Source organism: Pyxidicoccus sp. M15, assembly GCF_056858435.1.
Window position 1 is genome coordinate 3481084 of record NZ_CM166495.1, and the last position, 11993, is coordinate 3493076.

Consider the following 11993-nt stretch of genomic DNA (forward strand, 5'->3'; position numbering starts at 1 on the left):
GGTGGAGGCATCGAAGGAGATGGGGGCGAGCAGGAGGAAGGTTTCGTCCGGGCCCAGGTGCGCGTAGTCGTTGCCGAAGACGGTGCGCAGCACGGCGGCCTGCGGAGTGCCGACGCCCTTGGGGCGGCCGGTGGAGCCGGAGGTGAAGTCGATGTACGCCAGGCTCTGGGGCAGCGCGGCCGAGGGCGGTGCCGACGTGGGCTGGGACTCCAGAGACACTTCTCCCAGCACGACGGTGGACAGGCCTTCCACCGGCAGCTTCGCGAGCAGCTCCCGCGAGGTGATGAGCACGGTGGGGCGAGCGTCCTCCACCATGGCGGCGAGGCGCTCACGCGGGTAGCTCGGGTCCAGCGGGACGTAGGCGCCACCGGCCTTGAGGATGGCGAGGAGGGAGACAATCAGCTCCAGCGAACGGTCCAGGGCAATGGCCACGCGCGAGTCGGTGGACACACCCAGGCCGCGCAGATGGTGCGCGAGCTGGTTGGCACGCGCATCGAGCTGCCGGTAGGTGAGCTTCTCCTCACCGAACTCGACGGCGACCTTGTCGGCATGACGGGCGACCACCTGCGAGAAGACCTCGGGCAGGGTGGAGGCGCGCGGGTACTCAGTGGTGGTGTCGTTCCACTCCACCAGCACCTGCCGCCGCTCGGCCTCGGACAGCATGGACACGGAGGCGAGGGGGGCCTCGGGCCGGGCCACGAGCGCTTCCACGAGCGTGCGGAAGTGCTCCGCCATCCGGCCGATGGTCGTCGGCTCGAACAGGTCGATGTTGTAGCCCAGCGAGCCCTGATAGCCCTCCGGGGAGTCCGTCAGGCCCAGCTCCAGGTCGAACTTGACGGCGCGGCCTTCCACCTCCAGCGGATGCAGGTTGAGCTCGGAGGCGCCCGGCTGCGCGGTGCCGCTGGCCTGCGCGTTCTGCAGGGCGAAGAGGACCTGGAAGAGCGGGGCGCGACTCCTGTCGCGCTCGGGGCGCAGCTCCTCCACCAGTCGCTCGAAGGGCACGTCCTGGTGGGCGTAGGCACCCAGGGCTGTCTCCCTCACCTGCTGGAGCAGGTGGCGGAAGGAAGCGTCGCCGCGCACCTGGGTACGCAGCACCAGCGTGTTGACGAAGAAGCCGATGAGGCCCTCCGTCTCCCCACGCTGACGGCCGGCGATGGGCGAGCCGACGCTGATGTCCTCCTGTCCCGAGTAGCGCGCGAGCAGGGCCTGCCATGCGGCCAGCAGCAGCATGAACGGGGTGACGCCCTCGCGCTGACAGAGTGCCTTGAGCGTCTGGGCCAGGGCTCGCGGCAGGTGGACGGGAAGCTGGTCGCCACGGAAGGACTGCACCGGTGGGCGGGGCTTGTCGGTGGACAGTTGCAGCGTCGCGGCGCCCGAGAGGTGGCGGCGCCAGTAGCCGAGCTGCGCTTCGAGCACCTCCACCTGGAGCCACTGGCGCTGCCAGACGGCGTAGTCGGCGTACTGCACGGGCAGCTCGGGCAGCGGTGAGGGCCGGCCGTGGCGGAAGGCGACGTAGAGCGCGGCCACCTCGCGCACCAGCACGCCCATGGACCAGCCGTCCGAGACGATGTGGTGCAGGTTGAGCACCAACACGTGCTCGGTCGGGGCCAGCCGCAGCAGCAGGGTGTGCAGCAGCGGGCCGGTGGTCAGGTCGAAGCGGTGGGCGCTTTCACGTGCCAGCAGTCGCTTCGCCTCATCGGATGCGGACGCACCGTGGGCACTCAGGTCCACCATGGGCAGCGGCAGCTCGAACGCCGGGGCGATGTGCTGGACGGGCTGGCCCTCGTGCTCGCGGAACGTGGTGCGAAGCGACTCGTGGCGGCGCACCAGCTCGGTGAGGGCGCGCTGGAGTGCGTCCACGTGGAGCGCGCCCTCCAGGCGCACGCCGATGGGAATGTTGTACGCGGGCGTGCCGGGTTCGAGCTGGTCGATGAACCACAGCCGCTGCTGCGCGAAGGAGAGAGGCAGTGGCCCCATGCGCGGCACGGGTACGAGCGGAGGCGGCTCGGGCAGCTCCGCGAGTCCGCGCGCGCGCAGGCCCCGGTGGACCTCGCGGGCGCGCTGGTGAAGCTCGCGCCAGGTGAGCGTCTGGCCATCATGCTCCGCGGCCACCGCGTCGGGCGTGAGACTCGCCTGCGCCTGGACGAGCCGGTGCAGGCTGGCGTCCGCAGCGGCGTCCGGCTGCTTCCAGGCGTGGAACAGCAACTGTCGCTCGTCTTCGGTGAGGAAGGACACCGTGGAGAGTGGGCGGTCCGGATTCGCCAGCGCCGACTCCAGCAGCGCTCTCAGGTGCCCCACCATCCGCGCCGCCGTCGCGGCGTTGAACAGGTCGGTGCTGTACTCGAGCTGCCCCTTCAGCCCCTCGCCCCGGTCGGTGAGGGCCAGGGTGAGGTCGAACTTCGCGGTGCGGTGCTCGGCCGTGAGCGGGCTCAGCTTCAGCCCCGCGCCCATCATCTCCGGCATGGGCGCGTTCTGGAACGCGAGCATGACCTGGAAGAGCGGGGGGCGTCCGGCCTCGCGCTCGGGGCGCAGGGCTTCCACCAGCTTCTCGAAGGGGACGTCCTGGTGGGCATACGCGCCGAGCATCATGTCGCGCACGCGGCCGAGCAGCGTGCGGAAGCTGGGGTCTCCGTCCAGCTTCGTGCGCAGCACCAGCGTGTTGACGAAGAAGCCGATGAGCCCCTCCAGCTCCGCGTGCGTGCGGCCGGCGATGGGCATGCCGACGCTGACGTCGTCCTGGCCGGAGTAGCGGGCCAGCAACGCCTGGAAGGCGGCGAGCACCACCATGGAGGGCGTGGCGCCCTCCTGGCGGCAGAGCGCGTCGAGCGCATCCGACAGCTCACGGGGGAAATGGAACGGGTGCCCGGCACCGCGAGTCGACTGCGTCGTGGGACGTGGCTTGTCGGTGGGCAGGGCCAGGGCCCTGGGGGCGCCCTGGAGTTGCTGGCGCCACCAGCCGAGCTGGGCATCCAGTGCCTCGTCACGCAGCCAGTCGCGCTGCCAGAGCGCGAAGTCGGCGTACTGCACCGGCAGTGGCTCCAGGCGCGCGGGCCGGCCCTCGGAGTGGGCCGTGTACAGCGTGGCCAGCTCCTGGACGAGCACGCCCATGGACCAGCCGTCCGCGATGACATGGTGCAGGGTGAGCAGCAGGACGTGCTGCTCCGCCGACAGACGCACCAGGAGCACGCGCCAGAGCGGGCCCGTCTCCAGGTTGAAGGGCTGGCCGGCCTCGTATTCGAGGGCGCGCTGGAGCGAGGCTTCGCGCTCGTCCTCGGGCAGGGCCTCCAGGTCCACGAAGCCCGCGGGCAGCACGGCCCCGGCGTCGATGACCTGCACGGGCTGGTGCTCGTGCTCGTGGAAGGTGGTGCGCAGGGACTCGTGACGCTGGAGGAGCTCCCGCAGGCTGGTGGCGAGCGCGGGCACGTCGAGCGCGCCTTCCAGGCGCACGGCGAAGGGGAGGTTGTAGGCGGCGCTCTCGGGGTCGAGCTTCGCGAAGAACCACAGGCGCTGCTGCGCGAAGGAGAGCGGCAGGGGCCCGCCGTCCTTCCGAGGACGGAGCAGGGGCTGGGAGGTGGAGGCCCGCGTGCCGGCCTGCGCCTCAATGCGTTCGGCCAGAGCCGCGATGGTGGGTGCGGCGAAGAAGTCGCGGAAGGACAGCTCCACGCCGAAGTGCTGACGGATGCGCGAGAGCACCTGGGTGGCCGTCAGCGAGTGGCCGCCCAGCTCGAAGAAGTTGTCCTCCGCGCCCACGGTGTCCAGGTGGAGGACGCGGGCCCAGAGCGTGGCCAGTTCGCGCTCGCAGTCGGTGCGGGGCGCGCGGGTGGGGACGCGGTCCTGGAAGGCCGAGGGGGCTGGCAGTGCCTTGCGGTCCACCTTGCCGTTGGCGGTGAGGGGGAGTGCCTCCAGCCGGGTGAGGACGGAGGGCACCATGTACTCGGGCAGTGCTTCCTTGAGGGCCGAGCGCAGGCCGCCCATGTCCAGGGACGCGGGCGCGACGACGTAGCCGACGAGGCGCTTGTCGCCGGGCGAGTCCTCGCGGGCCACGACGACGGCCTCGCGCACGTCGGGGAAGGCGAGCAGGGCGGCTTCGACTTCGGCCAGCTCGATGCGGTAGCCACGCACCTTCACCTGCGCGTCGGCGCGGCCGAGGAACTCCAACACGCCGTCCTGCCGCCAGCGGGCCAAATCTCCGGTGCGGTAGAGGCGGGCGCCGGGAGAGGAGGAGAAGGGGTTGGGGACGAAGCGCTCGGCGGTGAGAGCAGGCTGGCCGACATAGCCACGGGCGAGGCCGTCGCCGCCGATGAGAAGCTCACCGATGACGCCCGGAGCCACGGGCTGACCGGAGGCGTCGAGGACGTACACCTGGGTGTTGCCGATGGGCCGGCCGATGGGGACGGAGGTGCCGACGTGGGCGACGTCCGTCATGCGGTGGCAGGAGGTGAAGAGGGTGCCTTCGGTGGGGCCGTAGCAGGCCGTCACCGGAATGGACATTCCTTCCAGCACCCGGCGCACGTGGGGCGCGCTCACCACGTCGCCACCGGTGAGCAGCTGCTTCACGCCACGAAGGGCGGAGAAGTTGTGGTCCACCACCTGGGTGAAGAGGCCGGCGGTGAGGTGAAGGGTGGTGACGCCGTGCTTCTGCAGCACCGACTCCAGCTCGAGCAGGTCCGAGGGAGAGTGGGGCGGGAAGACGGCCAGCCGTGCGCCATGAAGCAGCGGGCCCCACAGCTCCAGGGTGGAGGCGTCGAAGGAGATGGGGGCGAGCAGGAGGAAGGTTTCGTCCGGGCCCAGGTGGGCGTAGTCGACGCCGAAGACGGTGCGCAGCACGGCGGACTGGAGGGTGCCGACGCCCTTGGGGCGGCCTGTGGAGCCGGAGGTGAAGTCGATGTACGCGAGGCTGTCGGGCAGGGCGGAGGAAGGCGGTGCGTGCGTGGGCAGGCCTGAGAGCGCCACGTCCTCCAACACGACGGTGGCGAGCCCGTGGGAAGGCAGCTTGGGCAGCAGGGCGCGCGTGGTGACGAGCACGCTGGGGGCGGAGTCCTCCAGCATGGCCGCGAGGCGCTCGCGCGGGTACGAGGAGTCCAGCGGCACGTAGGCACCACCGGCCTTGAGGATGGCGACCAGAGCCACCACCAGCTCCAGCGAGCGGTCCACGGCAAGGGCCACGCGCGAGTCGGTGGACACGCCCAGGCCGCGCAGGTGCCACGCGAGGGAGTTGGCGCGCTCATCCAACTGCCGGTAGGTGAGCTTCGAATCCCCGAACTCGACGGCGACCTTTTCGGGGAAGCGGGCGACCACCTGCGCGAAGACCTCGGGCAGGGTGGAACCGCGCGGGTACTCGGTGGAAGTCGCGTTCCACTCCACCAGCACCCGCTGCCGCTCCTCGGCGGACAGTACAGGGCTCCCGGTGGCGTCGCTGACCTGCGTCTCGGAACGCGGACGCGCCTGAGCACGCGCGGCGACTTCTTCCAGGGGAAGGACGGGCAGTGACAGCGCGAGGGCGTCGCGCTGCCGGGGCGCGGTGGGCGTGCTCCCTCCCGCGAGCGCGGCGTCAATCAGCAGGGCCACCCCTTCGAGGGTGGGGCCGACGAACAGCTCACGCAGGGGCAGTTCCACGCTGAAGTCAGCGCGGATGCGGCTGATGGCCTGGGTGGCCAGCAGCGAGTGGCCACCCAGCTCGAAGAAGCTGTCGGTGGCGCCCACGCGCTCGACGCCGAGGAGCTGGCACCACTGCTCCGCGAGGCGCTGCTCGGTAGGCGTGCGCGGTGCGACGTAGTCGCGGGCGTCGCTCGCGAAGTCCGGCGCGGGCAGGGCCTTGCGGTCCACCTTGCCGTTGGACGTGAGCGGCATCGCCGGCAGCACCACGATGGCCGACGGCACCATGTACTCGGGCAGCGTCTCCTTCAGGGCCGCGCGCAGCGTGGCACCGTCCACCTGGGCGCCCTCGTGCGCCACGGCGTAGCCCACGAGGCGCTTGCCCCCGGGGCCGTCCTCACGCGCCAGTACGACGGCCTCTCGCACCGCAGGCAGCTTCGCCAGCGCGGACTCCACCTCGCCCAGCTCGATGCGGAAGCCACGCACCTTGACCTGTGCGTCCGCGCGGCCGACGAACTCAAGCGAGCCGTCCTCACGCCAGCGCACCACGTCCCCCGTGCGGTACAGCCGGGCGCCGGGGACTCCGGAGAACGGGTCCGGGAGGAAACGCTCGGCGGTGAGGGCGGGGCGGCCCGCGTAGCCGCGCGCCACGCCCACGCCGCCTACGTACAGCTCGCCCTTCACGCCCACGGCGACCGGCTCACCGCGCGCGTCCAGCACGTACGTGCGCATGTTGCCGATGGGACGGCCGATGGAGGGCACGCGCCCGTCCGGCTCGCAGACGGTCAGCGTGACCACCACCGTGGCCTCCGTGGGACCGTAGCCGTTGTGGAACGTGCGGCCCGGTGCCCAACGGCCCACCACCTCGGCGGAGACGGCCTCACCGCCAGAGATGACGGTGCGCAGGGCGGGGTAGTCCTCGGCGGGCGTGGCCGCCAGCGTGGCCGGGGTGACGCTGATGACCGTGAGGGCCTCGTCGCGCATCAGCTTCTGCAGCGGCGCGCCCGGCATCAACTTCTCCATGGGCGCCAGCACCAGCGCGCCTCCGGAGCACAGCGTGGTGAAGACTTCCTCCACCGACAGGTCGAAGGAGAGGCTGGCGAACTGCAACACGCGGCTGCCCGGGCCAATCTCGTAGACGCCCTTCTCCTGGGTGACGAGGTTGGTGACGCCGCGGTGCTCGACGGCGGTGCCCTTGGGCGTGCCGGTGCTGCCGGAGGTGTAGAGCAGGTAGGCCAGGTGGTACGGGGCCACGCCCGTCACCGGCGCCTCGGTGCTCTCACGCGAGAGGGCGTCCTTCTCGGAGTCCAGGCAGAGGGCGTGGGCACGGTGCGCTTCGGGGAAGCGCTCCAGCAGCGGAGCCTGTGTCACCAGCACCACCGCGCCGCTGTCCTCCAGCATGAAGGCCAGGCGCTCGCGCGGCAGCAGCGGATCCACGGGCACCCACGCGCCGCCTGCCTTGAGGATGCCGAACAGGCCGACGACGATGTCCAGCGAGCGCTCCACGCTGAGCGCGACACGCACCTCGGGCCCGACGCCCCGGCGGCGCAGCGCGTGCGCGAGCTGGTTGGCCTTGGCGTCGAGCTGCGCGTAGGTGAGCTGCTGTCCCTCGAAGGAGGCGGCGAGCGCGTCGGGCGCGCGGCGCACCTGCTCCTCGAAGAGCGAGTGCAGACACACGTCCGGGAAGGGCGCGGGATTGGCGCTCCAGTGCCCGAGGATGCGCTGGCGCTCCTCGCTGGAGAGCATGGACACCGCGGACAGACGGCGGCCTGCATCGGCCATCAGGGCCTCCACCAGCGTGTGCAGGTGGCGCACCATGCGCTCCGCCGTGGAGGCGTCGAAGAGGTCGGCCCGGTAGTCCAGGTCGCCGACGAAACCCTCGCTCGTGCGCGTCAGCGCCAGGGTCAGGTCGAACTTGGCGGCGACGTCCTCCACCGGCAGGCTGCGCATCGCGAGCCCTGGCAGGGCCAGCTTCGCGGGCGGCATGTTCTGCAGGATGAACATCACCCGGAACAGCGGCGCCTGGTGCAGGTCGCGCATGGGCCGCAGCTGCTCGAAGGGCAGGTTCTGGTGCGCATACGCGCCCAGGGCCATGTCGCGCACGCGTCCCAGCAGCTCGCGCACGGTGGGGTCGCCGTCCAGGCGGGTGCGCATCACCAGGGTGTTGAGGAAGAAGCCGACGAGGCCTTCCAGCTCGGGCTGGTTGCGTCCGGCCACGGGCGAGCCGACGGAGATGTCGTCCTGCCCCGAGTAGCGCGACAGCAGCAGCTGGAAGGCGGAGAGCAGGAACATGAAGGGCGTGACACCTTCACGGTTGCAGAACGTCTCCACCGCGCGGGCCAGCTCGGGCGACAGCACCACGGGCGTGCGGATGCACTGAGGCTCGGTGTTGGAGTTGCGCGGCCTGTCGGTGGGCAGCTCCAGGTCCTGCGGCGCGCCGTCGAGCTGCTTCCGCCACCAGGAGAGCTGCTCCTCCAGTGCTTCGCCGTCCAGCCACTGGCGCTGCCACGCCGCGTAGTCCGCGTACTGCAACGGCAGCTCGGGCAGGGGCGAGGGGCGCCCGGCGGTGAAGGCCGGGTAGAGCGCGGTCAGCTCGCGCATGAGGACGCTGGCGGACCAACCATCGGCGACGATGTGGTGCATCGTCAGCAGCAGGAGGTGCTCGCGCTCGTCCAGCCTCAACAGGGAAGCGCGCAGCAGCGGGCCATTCTTCAGGTCGAACGGGAACAGGGCCTCGTCGGAGGCGCGGCGCCGCGCTTCCTCCTTGCGCTGCTCGGTCGGCAGGCCGCCCAGGTCGACGACGGGCAGCGTCAGCGGGGCGGGCGGCTGGATGACCTGCACGGCGCCGTCGGCCTCGGCTCGGAAGGTGGTGCGCAGGGCTTCGTGCCGGTGCAACAGGGCTTCCAGGCTGCGGCGCAGTGCCTCCACGTCCAGCGTGCCGGACAGCTCCAGCGCGACGGGGATGTTGAAGGCGGCGCTATCGGGCTCCAGCTGGTACAGGAACCACACGCGCTGCTGCGAGTACGACAGGGGCAGCTTCTGCTCGCGGGACACGCGCACCAGCGGTGGTGCCGCGGCAACCGCTCCGGCCCGGGTGGCCGTGTCGACACGGCGGGCAAGCGCTTCCACCGTGGGGCCTTCGAACACCTCTCGCAGGGCCAGGTTCACGTGGAACGCGGCGTTCAGCCGGGAGGCGAGCTGCGTGGCCAGCAGCGAGTGTCCCCCCAGGTTGAAGAAGCTGTCGGTGGCGCCCACGCGCGGCGTGCCCAGCAGCTCGGAGAAGAGCGCGGCGATGCGCTCCTCCAGCGGCGTCCTCGGCGCCACGTACTCCTGGCGCTGCAGGTCCGACGCGTCCGGCGCGGGCAGGGCCTTGCGGTCCACCTTGCCGTTGGGCGTCAGGGGCAGGGCCTTCAGCACCATGAAGGCCGAGGGCACCATGAACTCGGGCAGCCGTCCGGCGAGGAAGCTCCGGAGGACCTGGGCGTCCGGCGCGGGGCTCTCGTCCTCCGCGTCCGCAGACACGACGTAGGCAACGAGCCTGGGGCCGACGGCTCCGTCGTCTCGCACCACGGCCACCGCGTCCTCGACGGACGGGTGGGCACGCAGGGCGGCTTCGATTTCACCCAGCTCGATGCGGAAGCCGCGCAGCTTCACCTGGAAGTCGGTGCGGCCCAGGTAGTCCAGCGTACCGTCGGGCATCCAGCGCACGAGGTCGCCCGTGCGGTACAGCCGCTCCCCGGGCACGCCACTGAAGGCGTCGGGGATGAAGCGCTCGGCGGTGAGCTCCGGGCGGCGCAAGTAGCCGCGCGCCAGGCCCACGCCGCCGATGAACAACTCTCCTGGCACGCCGGTGGGCACCGGGCGCAGGTGCGCGTCGAGGACGTAGAGGCGCATGTTGGCCAGGGGCCCGCCGATGGAGGGCTTCTGGCCGTCGGGCGCGCAGACGTCCATGGAGGCGCAGACGGTGGCCTCGGTGGGGCCGTAGGCATTGATGAAGCGGCGGCCCGGGGCCCACTTCGCCACCAGCTCGGCGGAGCAGGCCTCGCCCGCGGAGACGAGGGTGCGCAGGCTCTCCAGTCCCTCGGGCTCCATGACGGAGAGCGCGGTGGGAGGCAGCGTGGCGACGTTGATTCGACGGGTGCGCAGCATCTCCGCCAGCGCGGGGCCGGGCATGCGCTCCTCGCTCGTCGGCAGGCACAGCGTGGAGCCCGACAGCAGCGCGGTGAAGACCTCCCAGACGGTGGCATCAAAGCTGGGCGAGGCGAACTGGAGCACGCGCGTGCCCGGTCCCAGGCCCTGGGGCGCCACCTGGCTCCGCACCAGGTTGGGCACGCCCCGGTGGGTCACCGTGACGCCCTTGGGCCGGCCGGTGGAGCCGGAGGTGTAGATGACGTAGGCGAGGTGCTCGGCCAGCACGCCTGACACGGGAGGCGTGCGGGGCTGCCGCTCGAGCTGGTGCGCGTCCGCGTCCAGCAGGACGAACTGCCCGCCGCGGGAGCGCAGCGCGTCCGCGAACTGCTCCAGGGTGATGATGACCGGAACCGCCGAGTCGGTGAGCATGTAGCCCAGGCGGTCGGCGGGGTAGCTGGGGTCCAGCGGGACGAAGGCGCCGCCAGCCTTGAGGACGCCGAGCATGGAGACGACGAGGTCGACGGAGCGCTCCAGGTGGAGCGCGACGAGGGTGTCCAGGCCCACGCCCAGCGAGCGCAGGTGCCAGGCGAGCTGGTTCGCCCTCGCGTCGAGCTGCGCGTAGGTGAGGCGCTGGTTCTCGAACTCCAGCGCCGTGGCGTCGGGGGTGAGCGTGGCCTGCCGTTCGAAGAGCTGGTGGATGCACACGTCACTAGGGGCGTCCGTCGCGGTGGCGTTCCACTCCACCAGCACGCGCTGGCGCTCGGCGGCGTCCATCAAGGGCAGCTCGGACAGGCGCGCTTCTGGACGCGCGGCGATGCCCTCCAGCAGCGTCTGGAAGTGCGCCAGCACCCGCCGCACCGTCGCCTCCACGAAGAGGTCGGTGCGGTACAGCATGACGAGGCGCAGGCCTTGCGGCAGCTCGGCGGCGAAGAACGACAGGTCCGCCTGGCTGGTGCCGCTGTCCACCGGCTGCGCGTCCAGCACCATGCCGGGCACGTGCAGCGGCGGCAGGGGCGCGTTCTGCAGCGTGAAGCTGACCTGGAACAGCGGCGCGGTGCTCAGGCTGCGCTCGGGCTGGAGCGCCTCCACCAGCTTCTCGAAGGGCACATCCTGGTGCGCGAAGGCGCCCAGCGACATCTCATGCACCCGCGTCATCAGCTCCAGGAAGGTCGGGTCTCCTGAGAGGTCCGTGCGCAGGGCGAGCGTGTTGACGAACAGGCCGATGAGGCCTTCCAGCTCGGAGCGGTTGCGGCCGGCCACGGGCGTGCCGACGACGACGTCGTCCTGGCCGCTGTAGCGCGACAGGAGCACCTGGTACGCGGCGAGCAACAGCGGGAAGAGGGTACGGCCCTCGCGCCGGGCCAGGTCCTTGAGGGACTGGAGCAGCGCGGGAGGCAGCATCACCGTGAGACGGGCTCCACGCGTGCTCGCGATGGAGGGCCGCGGCTTGTCGGTGGGCAGCTCCAGCACGGCATTCGGATTCAGCTGCTTGCGCCAGTACGCGAGCTGCGTGTCCAGCGTCTCGCCCTTGAGCCAGTCGCGCTGCCACGTCGCGAACTCTGCGTACTGCATGCGCAGCGGTGGCAGCGGGGACGGCTGACCCGAGGCGAGCGCGGGGTAGAGCGCGCCCAGCTCACGCACCAGCACACCCAGGGACCAGCCGTCGGAGACGATGTGGTGCACGTCGACGAGCAGCAGGTGCTCGCTGGCGTCCCAGTGGTAGAGCACCGTGCGCAGCAGCGGGCCCTTCTCCACGTCGAAGGGCTGCTGCGCCTGGAGGTGCAGGCGGCGCCACGCCTCGGCCTCACGCTCGGAGGGAGCGCCGTCCCTCACGTCGATGACGGGCAGGGCGACGTCGAGCGAGGGGGCGATGTGCTGCAACACGCGACCGTCCTGCTCGACGAAGGTGGTGCGAAGCGCCTCGTGGCGCTGCACCAACTCCTGGAGTGCGCGGCGGAGGGCGTCGACGTTCAGCTCGCCGGACAGGCGCACGGCGATGGGGACGTTGAAGGCGGCGCTGCCCGGGTTGAGCCGCTCCTGGAACCACATCCGCTCTTGCGCGAAGGACACGGGCGCACGACGGGACTGACGGTTCTTCTCGCGCAGCAGCTCCGCGAGCCGCGCGCGCTTCTGTTCAGGGGTCAGCGACATAGGGTTATGCGTATTCCAGTGAGTCGCGCGTGCTGCCGGCCTCGGGGCGTCTGCTCCACTGCAAGCGACACCAGCCAGGCCGGGTTGAACGCGAAACCACGAGAATCTCCAGCGGG

General features: G+C 71.3%; 1 protein-coding gene (running past one end of the window). It reads right to left on the bottom strand.

Features of this window, described 5'->3' with window-relative positions; translation table 11 throughout:
• Positions 1–11877, bottom strand: the beginning of a protein-coding gene (locus ACX9TP_RS13270; protein WP_482980083.1) for a non-ribosomal peptide synthase/polyketide synthase. It extends 21084 nt beyond the left edge of the window; 11877 of the gene's 32961 nt are visible here — the first part of the coding sequence; the start codon lies at positions 11875–11877; its stop codon lies off the left edge, out of view.
• Positions 11878–11993: the final 116 nt, after the last annotated feature.